This window comes from Nitrincola schmidtii (assembly GCF_008973715.1).
Lineage (GTDB): Bacteria > Pseudomonadota > Gammaproteobacteria > Pseudomonadales > Balneatricaceae > Nitrincola > Nitrincola schmidtii.
In genome coordinates this window covers 92,233-117,913 of record NZ_WBOL01000001.1, presented here as the reverse complement: position 1 = coordinate 117,913, position 25,681 = coordinate 92,233, and the positions used below count along the sequence as shown (strand labels likewise).

Genomic DNA, 25,681 nt, shown 5'->3' with positions numbered 1-25,681 from the left:
CGCCATCCATGGCGCAGAGGGTCATGCAATCCCCAACCCATCATCCCATCCATAGTTCAGTGGGGATTTAAAAGCACTTCAATCATCCTTGTAGGGATTGGAGTGTGTATGGGTTTCTATCAGTATTTGCTGTTAATTTTATTGAATGACAACCACCGATCTCCAAGGGAGAGCAGGTAGTGCTGATTTGAGACCGTCTGTCGCCATGGATGGCGACAGGGAGCGGTCATGGATGACGAAAAGCGTGTCTCAAAGCAGTGCTACCTGCTCGCACACCAAACGAATTACCCCTTCACCACATCAATAAAATAAGCATCCCCATGTGGCGTCTTTTCACGCACCAATCCATGAACATCCGTCTCAAAACCTGGGAATAACGCATTAAAATCACGCGCAAACTGCAAGTAACGAACAATAGTGCGGTTAAAGCGCTCGCCTGGCACCAGCAATGGAATACCCGGAGGATAAGGCGTTACCAGCATCGCGGTCACACGACCTTCTAGCTCATCAATCGATACGCGCTCAACATCACGATGTGCCATGCGTGCCCATGCATCCGCAGGCGTCATCGCAGGTTCGATTTCAGACAGATACATTTCAGTGGTGATGCGTGCGACATCATACTCTTTGTATACCGAGTGAATTTGGTTACACAGATCACGCAGGCCGATACGCTCATACGCAGGGAATTTTTTAGCAAACTCTGGCATGACGCGCCATAACGGGCGATTGCGGTCATAGTCATCTTTAAACTGCTGTAATTCCGTGACCATAGAGTTCCAACGGCCTTTAGTGATGCCGATGGTAAACATGATAAAGAAGGAATAAAGGCCAGTTTTCTCAATGATAATACCGTGCTCGGCTAAGTAGCGACTGACAATAGCAGCCGGAATACCCTGTTCGTCAAACTCACCCGCAAGATTAAGTCCCGGTGTGATGATGGTGGCTTTGATCGGGTCTAGCATGTTAAAGCCTGATTCTATTTCACCAAAACCATGCCAGGTGTCACCGGCATGGATGACCCAATCATCGCGATCACCGATACCTTCGTCAGCCAAATAATCAGGGCCCCAGACTTTAAACCACCAATCACTGCCAAACTCTTCATCCACCTTGCGCATTGCGCGACGGAAATCTAAAGCTTCTAGAATAGATTCTTCAACCAATGAGTGGCCACCCGGTGGCTCCATCATGGCAGCCGCAACATCACAGGATGCGATAATGGCGTATTGAGGGCTGGTAGATGAGTGCATCAAATAAGATTCATTAAAACGATGCGTATCCAGCTTACGTGAAGAGGCATCCTGAACCAGAATTTGAGACGCTTGAGATAAGCCAGCCAAGAGTTTGTGCGTTGATTGAGTGGCAAATACCAGCGCATTTTCTGAACGTGGGCGATCACTGCCGATCGCATGCATGTCTTTGTAAAACTCATGGAAAGAGGCGTGAGGTAACCAAGCTTCATCGAAATGCAGCGTATCGATGGTGTCACCGAGCATCGATTTGATGGTTTCGACGTTGTAAAGCACACCATCATAGGTACTTTGCGTGATAGTCAGAATGCGTGGTTTTTTGTTCAGCGCTTCACGCGCAAATGGATTTTGTTCAATTTTGCGCTGAATCGTTTCAGGATCAAATTCGGACTTAGGAATAGGACCAATGATGCCGTAGTGGTTTCGGGTTGGCATCAAAAATACCGGAATAGCGCCCGTCATAATGATCGAATGAAGAATCGATTTGTGACAGTTACGATCCACAACCACGATATCACCTGGCGCCACGGTAGAGTGCCACACGACCTTATTAGAGGTAGAAGTACCATTGGTAACAAAAAATAGATGGTCGGCATTAAAAATACGTGCCGCATTGGACTCACTGGCAGACACAGGGCCGGTATGGTCAAGCAGTTGGCCTAACTCTTCAACCGCATTACAAACATCGGCTCTTAATAAATTCTCTCCAAAGAACTGGTGAAACATCTGTCCAACAGGGCTTTTTAGGAAAGCAACGCCTCCCGAGTGCCCAGGGCAGTGCCAAGAGTAAGAGCTGTCACTGGCATATTCCATCAACGCTTGGAAAAAAGGTGGCGCTAAGTTTTCAAGATATTTTCGTGCTTCACGAATAATGTGGCGAGCAACAAACTCTGGGGTATCTTCAAACATATGAATGAAGCCATGAAGTTCTCGCAGGATATCGTTTGGAATATGCCTTGAAGTACGCGTTTCACCATACAAGAACACCGGTATATCGGCGTTACGCTTACGTACTTCGATAATAAAATCACGCACAGCGTTCAAGGCACAGCGTGATGGATCTTCACCCGCGTCGGCAAAATCCTCATCATCAATCGATAAAATAAAGCAGGAGGCGCGACTTGCCTGCTGTGCAAAGGAGGTTAAATCGCCATAGCTGGTAAAGCCAACGACCTCCATGCCTTCGTTACTGATCGCTTGAGCAAGGTCGCGAATACCTGACCCAGATATATTTTCTGAACGGAAATCTTCATCGATGATGATGACGGGAAAACGAAACTTCATGAATGGCAGCCTGTGGTTCAAAGTGAGTGAAGATTGTCACTTATTCATATGACAATACTATTGCGGGAGGCGCTTGGCCGGCTGGTTCCTGCGGTGCCTATTGTATGTAATAGAGACGCAGCTATCCAGTGTAAAAAATGATCGACTCTATACAAATCTCAGATTAAAATTCGCCTTAATTCAACTTTCGAATCATCCTAAATGAAACTCGTATCCTTTGATGCGTTCCGAACCCTACGTCTTCCTGACGTGACTGTTTTTAAACCTGAGCATATGTTTCGTCAAAAAGAAGAAATTCTGACGGCGGACTGGGTGCTGTTTCCTGAGTATTGGCAGGTAAACGCCATTGTTTTCGGGCTTAAAAAGAAGATTTTTCCAAGCCATGCCTCTTATTTGTTGGGACATAATAAGATTGAAATGACTCGTGCATTCAAGATGCTTGTTCCTCTAAATACGCCTTGGACAGAGATAGAACCCAATACACCCTCCAGAGCAGAAATGTTATGGGATAAAATGGATTTGCCTTTTGTTGCTAAAATTCCAAAAAGCAGTATGGGAGAAGGGGTGTTCCTGATCGAAAATAAAGCTGACTGGAATGCGTACCTGGCTAAAACCGATGTGCTTTATGTGCAAGAGTATCTGCCAATCGATCGTGATATGCGTATTGTTCTGGTTGGAAAAAAATTAGTGGCAGGGTATTGGCGACTGCAAGGACAGGATGGTTTTCACAATAATGTCTCCAGAGGTGGACAGGTTGATGTCAGCCCATTACATCCTGCTGCGGTTTCGCTGGCGCTAGAGTTAGCAGAAAAACTCGATCTAGATCATGCGGGGTTTGATATAGCCATGGTGGGTGATCACCCCTATCTATTGGAGTTTAACCGTTTGTTTGGCAATACTGGCTTGCCAGATCTGCATGCGCGTGTGGCAGATGCGATATTAGAGTATTTACAAAGCCAAGCAGAGAAGGACGACGATCCTATCGATCCTGATAGGCCCGAACCACCTTTACCGATTGCGGTATAATCTCGGCGTAAAGAGTAATCTAAAAAGAAGGGCGCTGAGTGCGCCCTTCGTTGTTTTTATCTTCCACGCTGCATCAGCACAGCGATGCGATCATCCAGCGGAGGGTGAGTCGAAAGTAACTTCATAAAGCCATCTTTCAAGTGACTGTTAATCCCAAATGCCATCATCTGATCTGGCATTTGATCAGGAATGCCTTGTTCAGCTTTGAGTCTTTGTAAAGCACTGATCATCGCTGCAGGACTCGCAAGAGATGCACCCGCTTCATCTGCTCTGAATTCACGCTTACGCGAGAACCACGCAACAATCACTGATGCCAAAATCCCGAAAATGATATCGAACACGATAACCGTAATAAAGTAGCCGATACCGCGTTCACCACCTTGTCCGCGATTGACAAAGTTGTTGACGATATGGGCGGCAATGCGTGCGAAGAACATGACGAAGGTATTCACGACGCCTTGGATCAAGGCCAGAGTCACCATATCACCATTAGCGACGTGACCAATTTCATGTGCCATGACCGCACGAACTTCTTCACGACGAAAACGCTGCAATAGACCGGTACTGACGGCTACGAGCGCATCATTTTTATTCCAGCCAGTTGCAAAGGCATTGGATTGTTGAGCAGGAAAAATTCCCACCTCGGGCATTTTAATGCCAGCTTTTTGAGATAGCTCAGCAACAGTTTCCAATAACCAGCGCTCATCTTCATTACGAGGTTGAGTAATGATTTCAGTTTTTGTGGCTTTCTTAGCCATGAATTTTGACAAAAACAGAGAGATAAATGACCCTGCAAAGCCAAATACAGCACAGAAAATCAATAAAGACGTGAGGTTCAGCCCACTACCTTCTAGGTAATGTTCTACACCCAAAAGGTTTAGCGTGATGCTTGCGACAAGCAGCACGGCTAAGTTGGTTGCAAGAAAGAGTAGTATTCTCATAGTGGTTGGGTTCCATGGGTTTTCAAGTTAAAAAATTCTGTGATTTAGATGGGGGCATTATAGGAAAGTTTCAACCAATCACTAGTCTTGATAGTCAATATAAGGGGATATGTAAAACAAAGGCATCAAAGATAGAAGCCTTGTTTTAGGGGCTTCTATCTTTGATGCCTTTAATCTAGGTTAATCGTTAGCTTTATCGCTATGACGATTACAAATTAGCAACTTGCGTTTCAATAGCAGCACGCAACTCCAGGTATGGCTCTAAATTCTCAGGTCGGAAAAATAGCTTGTAATACTGGCGCTCCGCGACCTGATTGTGATTTTTGCTCTTTGCATCATGAGAGAGTGCATAGATGTAATTCATGTGTAAATGAATTACCGCAGTATGCATGGGTAATTCAATAGCATGCTGCTCTAGGTCATAACGGATTTTGGTTTCTTTTAGCGTATAAAAAGAAGCCTCTGCAACCAAATTTAGGTTGAGTAAAAAGTTTGAGGTGACCGGCACAATGTGTCGTTTATCGACACCGTTATGCTGCATGGAAATACCACTGTTCTTTTTGATTTTAATAAACATTTTGGCTGTCTTTCCTAATATCAACGGCTAGTTTGCGGAAAATTTGAACTGCTTATCTGAATTACATAACTAAAAAACCAGTTGCCAACTGCTCACTCTAACGATTGAGTTAAGCAGCTGGAATCATTGCGCTAATCAGTTCTATCACATTGAGTATAGACCGACTTATCGACAAATGAATTACTGTTCATAAGTTTTTAAAAAGGTCGCAATTCTCTCGATAGCTTCGCTCAGTAGATCGACGGTCGGTAAAAATACCAATCTAAAGTGTTGAGAATCGTCTAAATTAAACCCGGTTCCTTGGACAACAAGAACTTTTTGTTGTTGCAATAGATCGAGCGCAAATTTCTCGTCGTTTTGAATAGGATAGACTGCAGGGTCCAGTTTAGGAAACAGATAGAGTGCACCTTTAGGTTTGACGCAAGAGACGCCAGGTATTTCATTCAACATACGGTGCGCTAATTCCATTTGCTCATGCAAGCGTCCACCAGGCACGATCAATTCATTGATGCTTTGATAGCCTCCTAGTGCAGTTTGGATAGCATACTGCGCTGGAACATTAGCGCAGAGTCGCATGCTGGCCAACATGTCTAAGCCTTCAATGTAATCTCTGGCACGATGCTTAGGGCCGCTAATAATCATCCAGCCTGAACGAAAACCTGCAGCTCGATAGGTTTTAGATAAGCCGTTGAAGGTTAAACAAAGCACATCATCTGCTAGCGAAGCTAAAGAGGTGTGTTCAGCACCGTTAAATAAAATTTTGTCGTAAATTTCATCAGCAAACACGATTAAACTGTGTTCACGCGCTAGTTCTAGGATTTGTAGCAATAAAGACTCTGGATATAGCGCGCCGGTTGGATTGTTGGGGTTGATAACAACAATGCCTCGCGTGTGTTCTGTAATCTTGCTGCGGATATCGTCGATATCTGGATACCATTCGTTACTTTCATCACAATGGTAATGCACCGGTGTGCCACCGGATAAGCTAACAGCCGCTGTCCATAATGGATAATCAGGTGATGGAATCAGCATCTCATCATTGTCATTCAGCAGGCCTTGCATCGCCATGACGATTAGCTCAGATACACCGTTGCCAATGTAGATATCTTCTAGCGTGACATGCTTGATCGATTTGCGTTGGCACTCGTGCATCACTGCTTTGCGAGCAGAGAACACACCCTTAGAATCACAATAGCCTTGGGACTCAGGTAAATTGTGGATTACATCCTGCACTATCTCTTCCGGAGCATTAAAGCCCCAAGGCGCGGGGTTGCCGATATTCAGCTTAAGAATTCTATGGCCTTCGTCTTCCAGTCGTTTAGCTTCTTGCATAACTGGGCCACGAATGTCGTAGCAGACGTTGATTAGTTTGTTAGATTTACGAATAACGGGCATGATAATAATCCTGCGCTCCATCCGAGGCGCTGTGACGTATGAACTAGGAGGGCCGGACGGCAGGCCCGAAGGCGCTTATGATACGCGCTAGCCGACTAAATTCAATGTTCTAACGTGGTTTCTCAAAGATATTTTCTGGAGTAGGTGTGATGGTGGATAAAACGGCTTCTAAGAACACAAAAACGGATGCGCAATGGCAAGAAACCTTAACGCCGGATCAATATTACGTTTGCAGACAAAAAGGTACGGAACGTCCTTTTACTGGTGAGTATGATAAGTTTAACGAACCTGGGCACTATCATTGTGTCTGTTGTGATCAATTGCTGTTCAGTTCTGAGCATAAATTTGATGCAGGATGTGGCTGGCCAAGCTTTTGGCAAATGGCAAAAGCGGGTGCAATACATACCCATGATGACCGTTCACATGGAATGCTGAGAACAGAAGTGACTTGCTCGGGCTGCGAAGCGCATTTAGGTCATGTTTTTGATGATGGTCCTGAGCCCACTGGGTTACGTTATTGCATCAACTCAGTGGCGCTCAGTTTTAACAAAGCCTAGCGTTACCATTTAAAAGCAAAACAATGCTAGCGAGCACCTGCGATCAAGAAACGTGTAAATTCAGGATCGTTGAATGCTTGAAATAAGGCCTCGCTAGCAAGTAAGTTGATAAACTCATGGGACTTAGCTTCGCTAGGCGTTCTGACAATTTCTTCTCGTCTATTGGACTCAAACTTTCCTTGATAGCGACGATTCCCATCAACGACCTGCATACTAATCCGCATATCTCCGACTAGTTCCCGACGTATGCCATCACTGCGAAGGTTGTAGCTTAAATGATCAATACTGATGGTGAGTTGCGCGCTCGCATTAGAACTGGTCGCCACGCCCATTCGGGTTAAAGTTTGCGTGGCTGCCCGTTGAATTTCATTACGAATATTATCGGTAACCCAGACAGGTACTTCATTTCCTAAGCGATCAGCAACGGTGCCAATTTTAAGTTGTAGGCTAGGGTAGTTGACATCAACTCTGACAGGCATGGATTGCGGTAGACGAGGAGCTGAGACAACTTCAGGTGCTAGGTTGATACGTTGTGGTAGCGGTCCCGAGCAGCCAACAATAAGACTCAGGGATATTGCTAAAGTGATCAATCCAATGATACGCACAGTGACACCTCTTATTCGAAAGGAATAGGTTCTAATTGATGAATAAATTCTGCCAACGAGTTAGCTAAGCGCTGATGAGGCGGCTTACCCGGTGATTCAAGCCAAATGCTGCCATCTGCATTATCTAAGCTGATAATAAGATTACCATCCGGCAAGGTGACTGCAAAGAAGAGTGTTAAGGGTAATTTACGTCGTTTCTTTTCCAGTGCATGCCCAATCAGGTTAGCTCTTAGACGTTCGATATCCTCAGGGTTCCATACTTGCAGTAAAGAAAGTTCTCCTTGAGGTGCTTTAGCGGGGAGGGGATCTGACCAATAGACGCTGTAAAAATCGGCGATATCAGGGTGTATCTCTGTTTCTAAAGCCTGACTTAGGCGCTCAAACATATTGATCGATTCGGTCTGAAGCACCGGTTTCCACAAAGTCAGTACCCCTTCATCTGCCTCATTCTGCCAACATTGACTCGGCCACTCCTTGTCATAAGGAAGCTGCGGCCAGCCTTGTGTCTCACACATGTTTGTCACTTTTTGCATAAATTGCTTAATTGCTAATTGGACTTCAGATGGCTCTTTGCTCATTGCTAAACTCTTTTACAGGGGTTGTTAACGATTACGTTGCTAACTCTGTCGATCAATGAGGTAATCACTGTCTGACTCGCCGTTCCTGACAGGCCGTAAATCATCCCTGATGGCTCCACAGCGCCATCCATGGCGCTGAGGGTCAGACAGTGACCACCTCATCGATCTCTTTGACGTACTCTATTGGCTGATAGATTTTTAAGCAAATCGATCGTTACTTATCATGCTGAAAATCTCATCATTTAATCCCATCACGATAAACAGTTTTTTTGCTTGATTGCTAATTGAAAAGAATTACGTGATGAATTCATATGAGTTGGTGTGTTAGTTGTCATGAGACCGTCTGACGACATGGATGTCGTCAGCGAGCGGTCAAGGACGACGAAAAGCGTGTCGCATGACAATTAATACATCAACGACACCACCATCGCTAAATAGATCAAAAAACAAACAAAAATAAAAAATTCTAAAATAATTTGCCGGAAGGGTTTGACAACGACCAGAAATTCATTAGAATTCGCACCTCGTTACGGGATGCAATTTTGCAAAACGAAACGACTGCAAAAGCAGTGATTGTTTGTGGAGCGGTAGTTCAGTTGGTTAGAATACCTGCCTGTCACGCAGGGGGTCGCGGGTTCGAGTCCCGTCCGTTCCGCCACTTACAATCATAGCAGCGACAACGTTTTGGGCGAATAGCTCAGTTGGGAGAGCACCTGCCTTACAAGCAGGGGGTCGGGGGTTCGAACCCCTCTTCGCCCACCAAAACGGAGTGGTAGTTCAGTTGGTTAGAATACCTGCCTGTCACGCAGGGGGTCGCGGGTTCGAGTCCCGTCCATTCCGCCATTTTTGCAGATTTACGTTATGGGCGAATAGCTCAGTTGGGAGAGCACCTGCCTTACAAGCAGGGGGTCGGGGGTTCGAACCCCTCTTCGCCCACCATAGCGTTATACCAGTACGGAGTGGTAGTTCAGTTGGTTAGAATACCTGCCTGTCACGCAGGGGGTCGCGGGTTCGAGTCCCGTCCATTCCGCCATTTTTCTAAGGCATTTTTACCAGCCTTATACATTTCCTTATGATTGTTCCCATCGAAAAGCTTAATTTGCCACTCTGGCAAACCTTCGGTGTTGAACTGTATATCATTCGCCTTGATCAAACCCATCCCCATATCAGTGGCAATAAATGGTTTAAACTCCAGCCTGCACTCGAACGTGCCAAAAAGCATCCAAATCAACCACTACTTAGTTTTGGTGGTGCCTTCTCCAATCACCTTCATGCGCTCGCTTATGCAGGCTTTCTTCATGGCTTATCGACGATGGCCATTATTCGCGGTGAACAGCCTAAAAGCTTAAATCCCACATTGCAGGATATGAAAAACTGGGGAATGCAGTTACATTTCGTATCACGTGCTGAGTATGCTCAACGCTATCGAGTGGATTATTTAGATCACCTACGCCAGCGCTTTGGCGATGTTCAGATTATCCCTGAAGGCGGAAGTAGTTCTGAGGCAGTCAATGCATGTGGGGAAATATGGAAGCATCTTTCGAAAGATCAGCCTTTACCTGATTATCTAGGTTGTGCCTTAGGAACGGGGGCGACAGTAGCGGGCTTAATTGCTAACAGGCCCCTGCAAACGCAGGTCATCGTGGTCCCCGCATTAAAAATCTCAGCCCTGGAAGCGACTCAGATGTTGCATCAGCATTGGCAGGCGAACCATGCTGATCGAACGGATCAGATTGAATTGAAAGAAGGTTTTACAGTGTTTGATGGCGAATTACCTTATGCGCGAGTCACTCCGATGATGGCGGCACTATGGCAACGCTTATCAACATGCTATGGTATTGATCTTGATCCAGTTTACACCTTACGTGTTTACCATCGATTAAGTCGGTTGCTGCAACAAGGCCACTTTCCAGCCGGATCGAAAGTGGCGCTATTGCATACGGGAGGGCTTCAAGGGATAAGAGGCTGTCAGCAGCAACTTCAACAAAGATCAGCGGCGTATATTGGACCACTACCTATATAATAATTTAGACATGCATGCAGAGTGAGAGTAAGGATGGATAATTTTCGTAACATAGGTTTGATTGGGCGACTCGGTAGTAAAGCAGTCATCGACACTCTAAAACAGTTGATACGCTTTTTAGATGAGCGCGGCCTTAATGTGATACTGGACGAAAAAATTGCGGAAGTTATGCCTGGTCACGGTCGTCAAACCTGTAAACAAAAAATGATGGGTGAAATTTGTGATCTTGCCATCGTGGTCGGTGGTGATGGAAGTCTTCTGGGTGCGGCTAGATCCCTAGCGCGAAGTAATATACCCGTATTAGGGGTGAATCGAGGCAACCTTGGCTTCTTAACCGATATTTCCCCTCAAGAGATAGAAACGCGTGTCGCTGAAGTGCTTGATGGTGCATACAGTGTCGATACGCGCTTTTTGTTAGATGTTTCTATTCGGCGTAAAGGTGAAACCGTGGGTGAGTTGGTCGCTTTAAATGACTGTGTACTTCATCCAGGTAAAGCCACTCGTATGATCCAATTCGAGTTATATATCGAAGGACAGTTTGTCTATACCCAGCGCTCAGATGGTTTGATTGTTGCTACACCGACGGGTTCTACCGCTTATGCGTTATCTGCGGGAGGGCCCATTATGCACCCTAAACTGGATGCCTTAGTGCTAGTGCCCATGTTTCCCCACACCTTGTCTAGTCGTCCAATAGTGGTGAGTGGTAACAGTGAATTAAAATTGGTGATCAGTGAAGAAAATAGTACCTATCCAACCATCTCATGTGATGGTCAGTCTGATTTTAGCTTAATGCCTGGCGATATTATCTCCATTCGCAAAAAATCTCATAAACTCAAGTTATTGCATCCTAGTGATTACAATTTTTATCAAACCTGTCGTGAAAAACTTGGCTGGAGCTCTAAGCCAGGTTGAGATTCATATTCACGTCAGTGTTTTAGGAGATGTCTGTGAAGGACAGTAAATTTTCAGGTTTCGACATCATAGGCGACGTACATGGTTGTGCGATAAGCCTACGTATCCTGTTAAACAGGTTGGGCTATGTTCAGCGTCAAGGCGTGTACCAACATCCGACACGCCAAGCGATATTCGTCGGCGACATTATTGATAGAGGCCCTCATATTCGTGAAGCCTTGCACCTTGTTCGGGATATGGTAGAGGCAGGTCATGCCCAAATTGTCATGGGAAATCATGAATATAATTACATCTGCTACACCACACCTGCGCCTAGTGGTTTTGCTCAGCCTTATCTGCGTAAGCATACCCCTCGTAACTATCGTATTCTTGAGGCGACCCTAGAACAGTTAGCTAATCATCCTGATGATCAGCGAGATTTCTTAAACTGGTTTGAAGAGATGCCAGTATTCCTCGACTTCGATTACTTCCGTATCGTGCATGCCTGCTGGCATCAGGAGTTAATTGATCGCTTTATTGCCATGAATGATGGCAATCGCATGCGCCGTGGTTTTCTGTTTCGTTCTGCAGTGGGTGATTCTCAAGAACATGACATCATGGACATTCTGCTCCGTGGAACGCATCTAGAGCTGCCTAATAAAGAGATTATGATCAGTAAAGATGGTTTTGAGCGTAGTTTTTTTCGAACTAAATTCTGGTTACGTGATCCCTATTATCTTAATGATGTGGTTTTTCAACCCGATCCATTGCCAGCGCATATGGCTAAGCTACCGCTGACACGAGAACAAAGAAGTGAGTTAATCTGTTACAGAGATGATAATAAACCATTGTTTATAGGTCATTATTGGTGTCAAGGAGAGCCAGAGCCTTTAGCGCCTAATATTGCCTGTTTGGATTACAGTGCTGTGAAGTTTGGTAAGTTAGTCGCCTACCGAATGGATGGCGAAACGCGTATCCAGAAGGATAAGTTTGTGTGGGTTGATGTGGCTAGAGAAGTTGCAATTGATGAATAAGAGAATCTTGTAATGCCTTGGCAAAAAAGTGCTTTAACACTCTCGCTTATCCTGATCAGTGCAATTATCTCTTTTGCGATGGGGTTCGGAGAGAATCGTGAGTTGATGCGCTTGCTAACCTTTACTGATTTTTCGATTCGAGGTCAGCAGATTTTTCATCACACCTTTTCAGCCATGTTGTCGACAGGGCAGTGGTGGCGACTGGTAACGCCAGCTTTTATGCACTTTAGTGAACTCCACTTGGTATTTAACTTGTTGTGGATTTGGGTGGTTGGTAGTCGTATTGAGCAATTGCATGGTCGCTGGGTTATGTTGTGCTTGTTTTTGTCGGCAGCTATTTTGTCAAATTTGGCACAGTTTTTAGTTAGCGGGCCTATGTTTGGTGGTATGTCTGGTGTTGTGTATGCCGTATTAGGCTACAGTTGGTTGTGGGATAAACAAGGCTATCGTCCTCGATTTGGCTTACCACAAGGCCTAATGGGCTTTATGCTCGTATGGTTAGTGCTAGGCTATTTAGGTATTTTGCAATGGGTAGGCATGGGGGCGGTAGCGAACACCGCACACTTAGTTGGGCTGCTGGTCGGTTTACTATTTGTTTTACCGGTTAAGTTATTCAGTCGTCGCGTCAGTTCATAAGATCGGTGACGCCAAAAAAGATTCTTCGGACCAAAAAAAGATTCTGTGGAGAAAGTGCAATGACATTTGATGAAATGATCGATTCCATGACGGTGGATGTTTATGAGTCGATGAAACGTTCAGTAGAACTGGGTAAGTGGCCAAATGGCATCAAACTGACACCCGAGCAGCGAGAGCAAAGTCTTAGAGCCATTATCGCCTATGAGCATAAGCGCAATATTCCTGAACAAGAGCGCGTTGGTTTTATTGACAGAACGCGCCCTGATGGAAAACAACATGGCTCTGATCCTTTAAAGCCAGACGTAATCAAAATTCTAAATTCGTAAGATCATTAAAGGAATGCCAGCTCATGTCTGCTAAACCTGTCATCTATCTTAAAGATTATGCGCCACCTAGCTACTTAATCGAGACCATCGATCTCAAATTTGAGTTAGAAGAAACGCAAACGCACGTTTTCAGTACATTGCGTGTTAAGCGAAATCCAGATGCAGTGGTGTCGACAGAGTTGGAGTTGCATGGGCATGAAAGCCTTCAGCTACGTTCGATCAAGCTCAATGGTCAACCGCTAGAATCATCTGCTTATCATCGAGAAACAGAATCCTTATTGATTAGCGATTTACCTGATGCATTCGAACTTGAAATAGAAACGGAGATTAATCCTAAAGAGAATACGGCGCTTGAAGGTCTATACCTCTCTGATGGAATGTATTGCACTCAATGTGAGGCGGAAGGCTTCCGGCGAATCACTTTTTATCCCGATCGTCCTGATGTCATGGCCACATTCACGACCACCTTGGTGGCAGACCAAAAGGCATATCCGATTTTACTCAGTAATGGTAACCCCGTTGAAAAGGGGGTGCTAGATGATGGTCGTCATTGGGTTAAATGGCAAGATCCTTTCCTTAAACCTGCTTACCTGTTTGCCTTAGTCGCAGGTGATTTAGCCTGTCTGGAGGATCACTTTACCACTCAGTCAGGGCGTAAAGTGACCTTGCAGATCTTCGCTGAATCTAAAGATTTGGAAAAGCTAGATCATGCGATGACAGCGCTTAAAAACTCGATGCGTTGGGATGAGCAGGTCTATGGTCGTGAGTATGATCTTGATATTTACATGATCGTTGCGGTCGATTTTTTCAATATGGGTGCGATGGAAAATAAAGGCTTAAATATTTTCAATACCTCTTGTGTCTTAGCCCATCCAAGAACGACCACAGATATGGGCTTTCAACGAGTCGAATCCGTTGTTGCACACGAGTATTTCCATAATTGGTCGGGAAATCGGGTGACCTGTCGTGATTGGTTCCAGTTGAGCTTGAAAGAGGGGTTTACCGTTTTTCGTGATCAATGTTTCTCGGCAGATATGCACTCAGCAGTGGTTCAGCGTGTCGATGAAGTGGGTATTTTACGCACGGCTCAATTTGCTGAAGATGCGGGTCCCATGGCGCATCCCGTCAGACCTGCCTCCTTTATTGAAATTTCTAATTTCTACACCTTAACGGTTTATGAGAAGGGTGCCGCCGTTGTCAGAATGCTGCATACCTTGTTGGGGCCTGAAACCTTCCGTAAGGGCTCAGATCTCTATTTTGAACGACATGATGGTCAGGCGGTAACGACCGATGATTTCGTCCAAGCCATGGCTGACGTATCAGGGCGTGATCTAACACAGTTCAAGCGCTGGTATAGCCAAGCAGGTACACCAAGATTAACAGTGACGGATCGCTATGATGCAGCAGCACAGCGTTATGAATTAACAGTTAAGCAAAGCTGCCCTGCAACGCCTGAATCCAAGCAAAAACAACCTTTCCACATGCCGATAAGTGTTGGTCTATTGCGCGCAGATGGTACTTCCTTTGTGTTAGCTGAAGGAGGAACTTCTATGTTGCTTGAATTAACAGATGCAGAGCAGACCTTCATTTTTGAAAAGATTGATGAACAACCTTTGCCATCATTACTTCGCAATTTTTCCGCACCGGTGAAGCTTAGCTATCCATATACTGATGAGCAGTTAGCCTTTCTGTTAAGTCATGACGAAGATGGATTTAATCGCTGGGATGCAGGTCAACAGTTAGCGCTTCGTCTGATCAATCAATTGATAGATGATTATCAGCAGCAAAAAGACTTAGCCTTGCCTGAACACTTTCTGGCAACTTGGAGATTGTTAATCAAAGAAGCGCCTCAAGATCCCGCCATGGCGGCGTTATTGATGACGTTACCCAGTGAAGCTTACATCAGTGAACTGGCAGAGCAAATCGACCCGATTGCCATTCATCAAGTTCGTCAATTTATTAAGCGTGAACTTGCGTCTAAGCTAGCAAATCTTTGGCTGGAGCTTTACCAGCAGCATGATACTGATGTTGCCTACTCAGCAGAACCTAAAGAGATGGCAAGAAGAAGTCTGCGAAATCTCTGCTTAGGCTATTTAATGGCCGTTGATAATCCAGCGCACTTAGCCTTAGCAGAACAGCAATTTGAGACAGCGGACAATATGACTGATCAGTTCGCTGCATTGGTAAATCTGGCTCATTCCGAATTCAATGATTCAGCTCATACGGCTCTTGATAGTTTCTTAACGCAGTGGCAGCATGAATCCTTGGTCATGAATCAGTGGTTGATGGTGCAAGCCACCGATCCAAAGCCGGGTGCTTTGATGCGTGTTATGCAGCTACTCGATCATCCGGTTTATGATCCACGTAACCCAAACAAAATACGCTCAGTGATTGGTGCGTTTTGTAATCAAAACGCCGTAAACTTCCATGCTGAGGATGGAAGCGGTTATCGTTTCCTTGCAGATCATATACTCAAACTGGATGCTCAGAATCCGCAAATCGCAGCGAGACTCTTGACGCCCTTAACACGATGGAAGCGCTATACTCCCAATCGTCAGGCGATGATGCAAGCCCAACTGCAGCGCATTATGGACTCTGGGAAGCTTTCTGGTGATGTGTATGAAGTGGTGAGTAAAAGTTTGTAAAAGTAGTGTCTTTAGTCAAAGGTTGTAGGGATCAGGCTCGATCCCTAGCACAGCCTCGGATATACTCTATTCAAAATTTATAAAATAAAACAGTCAGGAAAAGAGAATGCAAAAATTTCTACCGACCGACCAAAAGTTTGACTTACAGCAAAATTTTCGTCGTGCACTTAAGTGCCAAGAACAGCTCAGCGTCGCTAAAGAAGCGGTGAAAGAAGCAAAGCGCAGTCGCGTTTGGATTGTTGCTTTGATCATCATTCTCTTTGCGATGGGTTCTGACTTCTTCTTGGGTGCTTCGGCTGCACTTTTTGCACATTATTTCTACCGAATTATTCGTGCATGGTATTCCGTTAGTCGTGCAGAGGAGTCTTTGGAAGAAAATGAACGTTGGTTCAGCTCTAAGGGTTTGAAATTAGAAGGTCGTGTTCTTTATTTTCGTGAAGATAGCCTGCTAGAAAATCCACTTGATCCATTTGATGACGAGCTATTTCGTTAAGATTTATGACTAATTGCAGTGGATCAATGTCGATTTAATTGATATTGATCAACTGCATTTGTTGCAACTGCGGTATATAGTGAAACTCATGACCTTTCAGGAGACAGTGAGATGACTATATTAGAGCAATTGCATCAAGATCACATCAATCTGAGTCGACTTTTAGAAGTGCTGGAGATGAAAATCCAGAAGCTTAAAGAAGGTGATTCACCTAACTTCCAGCTTCTCTCTGAGTTGGTTGAATATATCGGTAATTATGCCGACCAAAGCCATCATCCCCGCGAAGACCATATGTATCACTACTTCGAATTGCGTGATACTAATCTAGATAAAGATCTAAAAGCCTGTGAAGCACAGCATGTCGATTTGAAGCAACTTTCACGTGAAGTGACGGAAACCGTCGATGCAGTGATGCATGATGCGGTCATTCCTATGGCTGAATTTATTCAGCGTCTTGAAAACTTTGTACAGCGTGAACGGGCACATATCAATTTTGAAGAACAAGCCATTTTTCCTAAGATCAATGCAATCTCCACTGCAGATGACTGGATAGTTCTGGAAAAGAATTTGCCTCAGCACGAAGATCCGTTATTCGGAGAGAAGCAGGGTGAAAACTACCGAGAAATTTATAAGGCAATGATTCAAGAAGTTAGCGCGGTGTAGCGGGGAGGTTTGTATCTAACGATTGAAATCGCACTTGATTGCGACCATTTCGTTTACCTACATAGAGAGCTTGGTCAGCAGTTTGGATCAGGCTCTCAGAGAGTTTGGTGACTTCCAGAGTCGTTGTATGACCCTGTTCACAGATTGTAATACCTAGCGATGCAGTAATCGAAATGGGCTCACCTAAATGCCCCGTAAAGGCAGTATTACAGATCGCTATTCGAAGATTTTCTGTTACCTGAATTGCTTCAGCTTCAGCGCAGCCTGGTAGAAGAATAGCAAATTCTTCACCGCCATATCGAGCAATACTGTCTGTATCGCGAAGATTGTCTTTCAGCACTTGCGCCATATCGCGCAGTATTTTATCGCCGCTGAGATGCCCATGGGTATCATTGACCGGTTTGAAATGATCAATATCCAATAATATGCACGCCATAGGTTCACCTGTTCGGCTGCAGCGCTTAATTTCTCTAAGTAATTGTTGACTGAAAGCTCTTCGATTTAACGCTCTTGTCAAAGAGTCCATACTACTGAGTCTTTGCAAAGTTTCGCGGCTGATAGCGTTTTCAATACAAACGGCAACGACAGAGGCTAGATGTGAAACATAATCGAAACGTAGCAGGTGGTTATAGCGCTGAGGGTCAGAGCTGCCGAGGCAAAGCGCGCCAATTAAGCAGTTTTCTCTAACCAACGGCAGGAGGGCGCATGACTGAACAGACACATGAATAGTAGCGTTAGTAGTAGGAAAACAGTTATCGCGAATGATGTTGTCAGCTTCACCGCAGTAGGGCTGAACCTCTGGGAAGAGCGTGTGCAGGGTTTGTGGATTAGGTATAAGGTTGAGCCCTTCAAAATGATTGAAGCGATCAGAGCCATCCAGTAATTCTTGCACAGCATCCTCTGGATCAAGCAGCATTAATGTAATGCTGCAGAGTGAAAATTTTTCTTTGAAATGATTGAGAAGGTAATCAAGTAACTCAGCTAGCGTGACACAAGAGAGGAGCTCCAGCTCAGCAGCAAAAAAAGCTTTCAACAGTTGCTCGTTGCGCTCTGCCTTATGATGCAAAATATTAACGCGTTGCCTTAGCTCTTTGTTCTCATCTGTAATGGATTTGTCTGCCTGCATGGACTTGATACCTGATCAGTTCAGAAAAGTCGTAACATATTGATGCAATTTGCAATCTGGTAATTTAGCAAATACGTACTAATTTATATATAAAAAAATGTAGGAGAAAATTAAATGCGTATCTTGATCTCCGGAGGGAGTGGTTTTATCGGTCAAGCACTGGAAAAAACCTTAACATCAAGGGGTGATCAAGTCGTCATTTGGTCACGTCAATCTTCATCAAAAACGAATTGGGTAAAGCAACTCGACGATATTAAAGAACCGATTGATGCCGTCATCAACCTTGCCGGTGCTGGTATCGTTGATAAGCGCTGGTCGCCCGAGCGAAAGCAGCTGCTTAGAGATAGCCGTATTCAAACCACCAAAAGCCTAGTGGAATGGATGGCAAAACAGCAGCAACAACCTAAAACCCTGATCAGTGGTTCTGCCATTGGCTATTACGGTAGTCAAGCCTCAGGTGAGCTAGATGAAAATTCCACTCCTATCAAAGGTTTTACCCATCAACTCTGTGCGGACTGGGAAGCAGAAGCCCTTAAAGCAGAAGCCTTGGGTGTTAGAGTGTGTTTAATTCGAACCGGCGTGGTGTTAGGTGCTAAAGAAGGGGCATTAAAGAAAATGTTACCGCCCTTTAGATTTGGGCTGGGTGGACCTATTGCTTCCGGTAAACAATGGATGTCATGGATTCATATCGATGATGAAGTGGCGGCCATTGGTTGGTTACTTGATCGCCCGGAATTATCCGGACCCTTTAATCTGACTGCTCCAGAGCCAGTCACCAACGAAGTGTTTTCTAAAACCTTAGGTAAAGCATTGCATCGACCTGCTTTCTTCAGAGTTCCAGCATTCACAATGAAGTTAATGCTTGGTGAAGCTAGCGAGTTATTGCTTGAAGGGCAGTGCGTTAAACCGGTTGCACTAACAAAATCAGGTTTTTCTTTCAATTACCCAAGATTGGAGTCAGCACTCAAAAATCTGGTCTGAACCTATTTGAATCTGCGTCGGCGCAAGGTTTTGACAGCCTCTAGCAAGAGATCACCGCGCCAAGCAGATTCTTGAGACTGCTTGATATGATGCTCTAGATCTAACAGTAGGTAATTTAACGTTTGACTTACATTAGCTTGATAAATGGATTCCGTATGGGTAATACGTTTTTCTGGCCAAAAACAAGCAGCCCATAAAACAATGGCTGTTCTAGCTTGATGACAAGCATTTTGTTGGCAAGCTGACATTAATCCTTGAAAGGCATGAAGTTCGGCATTGGCTTTCAGTGAGTGAGTATCCGTTATTTTTTCCGCTTGCCTTGAGCTAGGTTTTGCCGCTGTTCCCTTAGGATCATTAGTTTTAGCTGATTGCTTTAGCCCGTTTTTTAAAGAAGCGTTTGCTCTCTTATTGCTAGTATTTCTTCCCAATTGAAACTTAAATCCAGCTAATATTGCTAGCGATACGACGGTTAATAGAGTGAAGCCTATCGCGACTTGCAGCCAAAAAGGTGTGCTTTGTTGTGTGGTCGATAGATTGACTGTTTGAACGTTTGTAGGAGTCTCTGTGGCTGTCGGAGCTGCTTGAGTTGCGATAACTTCCTCTAATAGTTCGGCTGTTCCCAAAGTGGGGGGTGGTGTATGAGACTGCCTTAACGTTTGCGTTTCGGTATCCCACCAGATGACGGAACTGACGGGTTGAGAAGAAGAAGCACTGGCAGTGGGGGTAACATGCCACAGCTCTTGCAAAAGACTGGTGACACCTTGGCGCGAGTGAAACTCATCAATGAAGCGCTCGATTAAACGGTAATCTTGTCGATCTAGGGGGTCGAGTATTCTATCGGGTAATTGATGAGGCAGGGTGCCGACTGCCGTCACAGAAACACGTCGAATAAAGCCTAATTCGGCATTACTTAACTGATGAGTGGTATCACTCAAAATGAGGTTTTCACTTATCAAGGATTCAAAACCATCGGGTTTCGCGATCACATTCACGGCTGGGATATCTGCGGTTAAGACTTGTGATCCGTTATTAAAGGTTGATGGAAACCTGATGCTAGGACCCGTGCTGACAAGCTCACCCACTTGATCAGGGAAGAGTGCATAGCTTTGTGTCGTGTGAAAATCGTAATCGCTAGGGCCTGCTTCCATGCGCGTGTAAGGTAAACCCAACGTACGAACACGCCCTTCCTCTAATTGTGGAGGAATAATATCGACAGTTTCCGGTAAAGGTTCCTCATGAAATATATGTAAAGTCACTATCAATTGAGAATATTGATATAACTGATTTCTATCCGTTTCGACCACTAATTGAATTGGCTGGTTAACTCGAACCTCTGCACTGAGGGTTGCACAGTAAAAAAAAAGTACAAAAGCAATCGATATACCTTGCGTAACGGACCTGATCATATAGTCTTAAGTAGTAGTTAGTTTTAACTCATTATCAGGAAAGGCTATTCAATGCGCAATGATCCATTGTGTATACCCATAGCAAAAACTAAAAAAAGAGAGAAAGATATGCCCCTTAACGTTGCGGAATCAAAGGAAACGCTACTGGAACGTCTAAAAGCTGATATTCGTAAGCGCTTGGCAGACAGTAAAGCAGAGCTTTTGAATCAGTTTGTTGAAAGTTATTATCGAAATACTCCAGAGATGGATCTACAAAAATGGCGTCAGGATGACTTGCTAGGTGCTACCTTAGATATGTGGGAGTTTATTCAAGAAGCCCCCAGTGATGTGCCCCGGATTAAGGTTTTCAATCCTGACTATGAGAGACATGGGTGGCAATCAACCCATACCGTCATCGCCGTTGTCTCTACTGATCGCCCCTTTATTATCGACTCCTTACGTATGGAGTTAAATCGTCAAGACTTATCTATACATGCCATTAATAATGTTGTTCTGAATGCACAACGTGATGCCAAAGGCGCACTAACAGGATTTAACAAGGCTCAGGGACAATCTGAATCAGTTGTAGCGATAGAAGTTGATCGTCATACCGATGCTGCAAAACTAGAACAGATACGAACTGAGCTTTTGGCTGTTCTTGATGAAGTGCGTGCCTCTGTTGAAGACTTTAAGCCCATGCTCGATGCTGTCTCCGAGCAGTTAGCGCATCTTAAAAAAGTGGGTTCGACCCTAGAGAAAAAAGACCTCGCAGAAGCGACTGCGTTTCTGGAGTGGATGCAAGGTAACTTTACCTTTCTTGGCTACGAAATGTTTGATCTGAAAAAATCAGGCAAACAGCAATCCTTAGAAACGGTTGATGGATCTGGCCTCGGCTTATTAAGGGACTGTAATAAAGAGTGCCGAGAAAAATTCCTCGATGCGGACAACCTCAATGCAGATCAGCATACACTGCTTCCAGATCTGATCAGCTTTTCAAAAGCGGCGGCTAAGTCGCGTGTGCACCGTCCAGCATACCCAGATTATATCGGCTTCAAACGTTTTGATGAGAAAGGCAATCTAATCGGTGAAGTTAGATTTTTAGGTCTATACACCTCCTCAGTCTACATGCATTCACCCCGCAGTATTCCGGTTATCAGAAACAAGATTAATACCGTGTTGGCCAATGCAGGTTTTGTAGAGCATGGTCATGATTGGAAGCAGTTGCTTCAAATTCTGGACACCTTTCCAAGAGATGAGCTGTTCCAGATGCAGGCTGACGAACTTACGTCAATGGCTATGGGCATTCTAGAAATTCGTGAGCGTCGTCAAATTCGTGTGTTTGTTCGTCGTGATCAACAAGGTCATTACTTCTCTGCATTAGTTTATGTACCACGTGAGATTTATAGTACTGAGTTCCGTCTACGTGCTGAAAATATTTTAAAGCGCTCACTAAAATGTGAGCTAGCTGAATTTACCACCTATTTCTCAGAATCTATTTTGGCACGTACGCAATTTAACCTGCGTAATGCAGATGATGAGCAAGCAGTGATAGAGCAATTCGACGTCGCAGATATTGAGCATCAAATCCGTGAAGCGGCTCGTAGTTGGGATGAAGACCTGTTTGCAGCGCTGACTGATTCTCTAGGTGAAGAGAAGGGAATACATAGTTTTAATCATTTTAATGGCGGTTTTCCGGCCAGTTATCGTGCCCACTTTTCTACACGAACGGCGGTTATTGATATCCAGCACATGCGAAGCATGAGTGAAGATAATCCCATCGCATTAAGTTTTTACCGTGCATTAGATCGTGAAGACGATGAATTAAACTTTAAACTCTTCCACTATGGTAACTCGCTACCCTTGTCAGATGTGCTTCCGATATTGGAAAACCTCGGTTTGCGCGTCATGGATGAACATCCATACGAAATCAAAACAGATGAGAAAACCATCTGGATTCACGACTTCAACCTACGTTACAGCGGCCAGCAGCATGCTTCAATAGAAGCGCTTCAAGAAACCTTTGAAGATGCCTTCTTAAATATTTGGCGTGGCAACTGTACCAGTGATGACTTTAACAAGCTGGTATTAGGTGCAGGTCTGGGATGGCGACAAGTTAAGGTGCTTCGCGCCTATGCTGCTTACATGAAGCAGATACGTTTCCCGATCAGTACCGAAGCGGTTATCGCTGCGATGAACAATCATGTTGGCATCTCAAGAGAGTTAGTCAATCTCTTTAATGCTCGCTTTGACCCAGATAAAGCCGATGCAAAAATCGAGGACGCGATTGAACAACGCATTCAAGAAGCTCTTGAGAGTGTCGCCAGCTTAAACGAAGATCAGGTGATTCGTGAATATCTGATCTTGATTAAAGCGACCTTGAGAACCAATTTCTTCCAACTCAAAGAGGGTAAGCATAAGTCTTACATCTCATTCAAATTGTCACCGGCCAATATTCCAGATATTCCTCAGCCTAGACCGATGTTTGAGATATTTGTGTTCTCGCCTCGTGTTGAAGGTGTCCATCTTCGTGGTGGTAAAGTGGCCCGTGGTGGTTTGCGTTGGTCAGATCGTAACGAAGACTTCAGAACAGAAGTGTTGGGCTTGGTAAAAGCGCAGCAGGTAAAGAACGCCGTGATCGTTCCCGTTGGTGCGAAAGGTGGCTTTGTTGCTAAGAAACTGCATTCTGGCATGACCCGTGACGAGTGGTTGGAAGAGGGCATAAACTGCTACAAAATGTTTATCAGTGCGCTTTTAGATATCACCGATAATCTTGTCGAAGGCGATGTGGCTCCTCCGCAAAGAGTCGTTCGTCACGATGAGGATGATACCTATCTGGTTGTTGCTGCCGACAAAGGAACAGCAACCTTCTCTGATATCGCGAACGGTATCGCGGCAGAATACAATTTCTGGTTAGGTGATGCCTTTGCTTCGGGTGGAAGCCAAGGGTATGACCACAAGAAAATGGGGATTACCGCCAAAGGCGCATGGGTCTCGGTCGAACGTCATTTCCGTGAACTGGGCCATAACACCCGCACAGAACCCTTTACCGTGGTGGGTATCGGCGATATGTCAGGTGACGTGTTTGGTAACGGTATGTTGTTGTCGAATCAGATTAAACTGATTGCAGCGTTTAACCATCTGCATATTTTTATCGATCCAGATCCAGATCCCGCAGCAAGCTTTGCTGAACGTGATCGCTTATTCAAACTACCACGTTCCGGCTGGAATGATTACGACGCATCCTTAATTTCTAAAGGTGGTGGTTTATTTGAGCGTTCAGCTAAGTCGATTAAATTAACGCCTGAAATGAAAAAAATGTTAGGTGTCAGCAATGCTCAGATGACACCGACAGATCTTATCTCTGCGATATTGAAATCGCAGTTTGATCTATTGTGGAACGGTGGTATCGGTACCTACATCAAAGCCAGTCATGAAAGCCATGCAGATGTCGGTGACAAGGCAAACGATGGTTTACGTGTCAACGGCTGTGACCTTCAGTGCCGAGTGATTGGCGAGGGTGGTAACCTCGGTATGACGCAAATGGGTCGTATGGAGTACGCTCGTAATGGCGGTCGTCTGAATACCGACTTTATTGATAATGCCGGTGGTGTCGACTGCTCTGACCATGAGGTTAACATCAAGATACTACTGAATGGTTTAGTTGCAGCAGGGGATATGACCCTCAAGCAGAGAAATAAGTTGCTGGTTGAAATGACTGACGAAGTCTCTTCGCTGGTATTGAAAAACAACTATCGTCAGGTTCAGGCACTGACCTTGGCTGAACGTCGTTCGTTAGTTTCTATCTCTGAATATCAACGCTTTATCAGCAAGCTAGAAGCACAAGGCAAGCTGAATCGTAAGCTGGAGTACATTCCTTCAGACGAGTTTATTGAAGAGCAGCGGTTGGCAGGAAAAGGACTTAGTCGTCCAGAGCTATCCGTGCTGGTTTCTTATAGTAAAGCAGATCTAAAAGAGCGTTTGTTAGATACTGAGTTACCCAGCGATCCTTATGTTGCGCAAGAACTGGTCACTGCCTTTCCTAAACAGATGCGCGAAAAGTTCGGTGAGGAACTGAAAGGACATCGCCTCGTTCGTGAAATTGTATCGACTCAAGTTGCCAACGAAATCGTTAACTTGATGGGTATCAACTTTGCGGATCGCCTGACCGTCTCTACAGGTAGTAACATCGAAACCTTAACGCGTGCTTATGTATTGGTTCGTGATACCTTCCGCATTAGAGAGTTATGGAAAGAAATTGAGTTACTCGATTATCAAGTAGATGCATCCATTCAATTAGAAATGATGGAACGTCTACAATACCTTGTTCGCCACGCAACACGCTGGTTCTTGCGTAATCGTCGTGGTGGGGTGGAATGTGAACAAGAAATCAGCGTCTTTGCTAAGCCATTGCAGCAGGTTGCTGAGAATTTAGGCGAGTTACTCTGTGGCGAGCCTAAGTCGCAATGGGAAACTGCTTATCAACGCTATACCGATGCTGGTGTTCCTGCAGATCTGGCGAAAGTGGTTGCTGGTTCCAATATTCTTTTCTCTGCCTTAGCTGTCATTGAGGTTGCACGTGAAGAAAAAGTGGATATGCAGCGTGCCGCACTCGCTTTCTTTGGCTTAGGTGAGCGGCTAGAGTTGCATTGGTTTGCCAATCAGCTCAATGATCTAACGGTAGAGAACTACTGGCAAGCATTAGCGCGTGATGCCTTCCGTGACGATTTAGATTGGCATCAACGAGCTCTCATGGCTTCAGTATTAAAATTGGGACAAGCTGATAAATCCGATGCTACGTCACTACTGGAGCAGTGGGTCGCGTTGAATCAACCTTTACTTGAGCGTTGGGATAAAGTGCTTGATGATCTTAAATCCGCTAAAACTCAAGACTATGCAATGTATACAGTGGCCGTCAGAGAGTTGTATGATCTCGCTCGAACCTGTATTCACACCGCAGGCTGAGTAGTTTCGCATCCAGCTAACTGCCAGTCTTTTGTTCTGGCAGTTAGCTGATGAGATATGTCATCCTCGACCTGGCAATTAGCCGGGAAGAATACATGAAATACTACCAAGGACGTGCTGTTCACATATCAGCACGTGCAAGAGACGGACGTATGGTCCGTCTTCCTGCTTCTGTAATGCGCCAATATGTGTCTCTTTCAGGCTTAAAAGGTAGCTTTACTGTCTACTTTGATGATCAAGGACGTCTATTGCAAATAGACAGATTGAGTTGATGCTGTCATTTGTGCTGTGCAAAAGGGT

21 protein-coding genes and 5 tRNA genes are annotated in these 25,681 nt (G+C 44.9%); 18 read left to right on the top strand and 8 right to left on the bottom strand.

Translation table 11 applies throughout. The features are described 5' to 3' along the window. Positions 1 to 284: 284 nt before the first annotated feature. On the bottom strand, positions 285 to 2,537 hold the full coding sequence (locus F7R24_RS00495; RefSeq protein WP_151669282.1) for an arginine/lysine/ornithine decarboxylase: 2,253 nt from the start codon (positions 2,535 to 2,537) through the stop codon (positions 285 to 287). A 201-nt stretch (positions 2,538 to 2,738) separates the two neighbouring features. On the opposite strand from F7R24_RS00495, the gene F7R24_RS00490 reads away from it, so the two are divergent. Then, entirely contained in the window at positions 2,739 to 3,563 is an 825-nt protein-coding gene (locus F7R24_RS00490) for an ATP-grasp domain-containing protein (protein ID WP_151669281.1), read from the top strand. Positions 3,564 to 3,619: 56 nt separating this feature from the next. On the opposite strand, the gene htpX is transcribed toward F7R24_RS00490, so the two are convergent. The 3 genes from htpX to F7R24_RS00475 form a co-directional block, all read right to left on the bottom strand. Further along, positions 3,620 to 4,504: a protease HtpX gene (gene htpX / locus F7R24_RS00485; protein ID WP_151669280.1), complete on the bottom strand. Its 885-nt coding sequence runs from the start codon at positions 4,502 to 4,504 to the stop codon at positions 3,620 to 3,622. Positions 4,505 to 4,712: 208 nt separating this feature from the next. Further along, positions 4,713 to 5,081 carry a hypothetical protein gene (locus F7R24_RS00480; protein ID WP_151669279.1) on the bottom strand — a complete coding sequence of 123 codons (369 nt, stop codon included), beginning with the start codon at positions 5,079 to 5,081 and terminating at the stop codon, positions 4,713 to 4,715. Positions 5,082 to 5,261: 180 nt separating this feature from the next. Then, positions 5,262 to 6,476, bottom strand: a complete 1,215-nt coding sequence (locus F7R24_RS00475; RefSeq protein ID WP_151669278.1) for a pyridoxal phosphate-dependent aminotransferase — start codon at positions 6,474 to 6,476, stop codon at positions 5,262 to 5,264. A gap of 149 nt (positions 6,477 to 6,625) precedes the next feature. Here F7R24_RS00475 and msrB point away from each other — a divergent pair, with 149 nt between their 5' ends. Beyond that, positions 6,626 to 7,033 (top strand): peptide-methionine (R)-S-oxide reductase MsrB, encoded by a 408-nt coding sequence (gene msrB / locus F7R24_RS00470; protein WP_151669277.1) that lies wholly within the window; start codon positions 6,626 to 6,628, stop codon positions 7,031 to 7,033. Between the two features lie 26 nt (positions 7,034 to 7,059). On the opposite strand, the gene F7R24_RS00465 is transcribed toward msrB, so the two are convergent. Continuing rightward, positions 7,060 to 7,638 (bottom strand): YajG family lipoprotein, encoded by a 579-nt coding sequence (locus F7R24_RS00465; protein WP_151669276.1) that lies wholly within the window; start codon positions 7,636 to 7,638, stop codon positions 7,060 to 7,062. 11 nt (positions 7,639 to 7,649) lie between these two features. After that, positions 7,650 to 8,216: a SecY-interacting protein gene (gene syd, locus F7R24_RS00460; RefSeq protein WP_151669275.1), complete on the bottom strand. Its 567-nt coding sequence runs from the start codon at positions 8,214 to 8,216 to the stop codon at positions 7,650 to 7,652. Between the two features lie 581 nt (positions 8,217 to 8,797). Between syd and F7R24_RS00455 the strand changes: the two genes are divergently transcribed. The 13 genes from F7R24_RS00455 (at position 8,798) to F7R24_RS00395 (ending at position 16,927) form a co-directional block, all read left to right on the top strand. Next, positions 8,798 to 8,874: transfer RNA gene (locus F7R24_RS00455), tRNA-Asp, on the top strand. Between the two features lie 28 nt (positions 8,875 to 8,902). Beyond that, a tRNA-Val gene (locus tag F7R24_RS00450) sits at positions 8,903 to 8,978 on the top strand. A 4-nt stretch (positions 8,979 to 8,982) separates the two neighbouring features. Next, positions 8,983 to 9,059: transfer RNA gene (locus tag F7R24_RS00445), tRNA-Asp, on the top strand. Positions 9,060 to 9,079: 20 nt separating this feature from the next. Next, positions 9,080 to 9,155: transfer RNA gene (locus F7R24_RS00440), tRNA-Val, on the top strand. Between the two features lie 17 nt (positions 9,156 to 9,172). Then, positions 9,173 to 9,249 (top strand) — tRNA-Asp (locus F7R24_RS00435). A 39-nt stretch (positions 9,250 to 9,288) separates the two neighbouring features. Then, complete coding sequence (locus F7R24_RS00430) at positions 9,289 to 10,239, top strand: 1-aminocyclopropane-1-carboxylate deaminase/D-cysteine desulfhydrase (protein ID WP_151669274.1); 951 nt, start codon at positions 9,289 to 9,291, stop codon at positions 10,237 to 10,239. 33 nt (positions 10,240 to 10,272) lie between these two features. After that, entirely contained in the window at positions 10,273 to 11,151 is an 879-nt protein-coding gene (locus F7R24_RS00425) for an NAD(+) kinase (RefSeq protein ID WP_151669273.1), read from the top strand. A gap of 29 nt (positions 11,152 to 11,180) precedes the next feature. Further along, the gene (locus F7R24_RS00420) at positions 11,181 to 12,164 is read left to right on the top strand and encodes a metallophosphoesterase (protein ID WP_151669272.1); all 984 of its coding nucleotides are present in this window, start codon (positions 11,181 to 11,183) and stop codon (positions 12,162 to 12,164) included. Between the two features lie 12 nt (positions 12,165 to 12,176). Further along, on the top strand, positions 12,177 to 12,800 hold the full coding sequence (locus F7R24_RS00415) for a rhomboid family intramembrane serine protease (protein WP_151669271.1): 624 nt from the start codon (positions 12,177 to 12,179) through the stop codon (positions 12,798 to 12,800). A gap of 59 nt (positions 12,801 to 12,859) precedes the next feature. Next, positions 12,860 to 13,126 (top strand): YeaC family protein, encoded by a 267-nt coding sequence (locus F7R24_RS00410; protein WP_151669270.1) that lies wholly within the window; start codon positions 12,860 to 12,862, stop codon positions 13,124 to 13,126. A gap of 23 nt (positions 13,127 to 13,149) precedes the next feature. Continuing rightward, complete coding sequence (pepN, locus tag F7R24_RS00405) at positions 13,150 to 15,771, top strand: aminopeptidase N (protein WP_151669269.1); 2,622 nt, start codon at positions 13,150 to 13,152, stop codon at positions 15,769 to 15,771. Positions 15,772 to 15,877: 106 nt separating this feature from the next. Further along, positions 15,878 to 16,264, top strand: coding sequence for a hypothetical protein (locus F7R24_RS00400; RefSeq protein ID WP_151669268.1), 387 nt, complete (start codon positions 15,878 to 15,880; stop codon positions 16,262 to 16,264). Between the two features lie 111 nt (positions 16,265 to 16,375). Next, entirely contained in the window at positions 16,376 to 16,927 is a 552-nt protein-coding gene (locus F7R24_RS00395) for a hemerythrin domain-containing protein (RefSeq protein WP_151669267.1), read from the top strand. Here the strand turns inward: F7R24_RS00395 and F7R24_RS00390 are convergent. Further along, a complete protein-coding gene (locus F7R24_RS00390; RefSeq protein ID WP_151669266.1) occupies positions 16,914 to 18,053 on the bottom strand; it encodes a sensor domain-containing diguanylate cyclase in 1,140 nt (379 codons plus the stop codon). The two genes, F7R24_RS00395 and F7R24_RS00390, sit on opposite strands and share 14 nt — an antisense overlap. 114 nt (positions 18,054 to 18,167) lie before the next feature. On the opposite strand from F7R24_RS00390, the gene F7R24_RS00385 reads away from it, so the two are divergent. Then, positions 18,168 to 19,034 (top strand): TIGR01777 family oxidoreductase, encoded by an 867-nt coding sequence (locus F7R24_RS00385; RefSeq protein ID WP_151669265.1) that lies wholly within the window; start codon positions 18,168 to 18,170, stop codon positions 19,032 to 19,034. Positions 19,035 to 19,036: 2 nt separating this feature from the next. Here the strand turns inward: F7R24_RS00385 and F7R24_RS00380 are convergent, their stop codons facing one another. Beyond that, positions 19,037 to 20,440 (bottom strand): BatD family protein, encoded by a 1,404-nt coding sequence (locus F7R24_RS00380; RefSeq protein WP_151669264.1) that lies wholly within the window; start codon positions 20,438 to 20,440, stop codon positions 19,037 to 19,039. 108 nt (positions 20,441 to 20,548) lie between these two features. Between F7R24_RS00380 and F7R24_RS00375 the strand changes: the two genes are divergently transcribed. Continuing rightward, positions 20,549 to 25,381 carry an NAD-glutamate dehydrogenase gene (locus tag F7R24_RS00375; protein WP_151669263.1) on the top strand — a complete coding sequence of 1,611 codons (4,833 nt, stop codon included), beginning with the start codon at positions 20,549 to 20,551 and terminating at the stop codon, positions 25,379 to 25,381. 50 nt (positions 25,382 to 25,431) lie between these two features. Next, on the top strand, positions 25,432 to 25,653 hold the full coding sequence (locus tag F7R24_RS00370; RefSeq protein WP_151669262.1) for a DUF2835 family protein: 222 nt from the start codon (positions 25,432 to 25,434) through the stop codon (positions 25,651 to 25,653). Positions 25,654 to 25,681 lie beyond the last annotated feature (28 nt).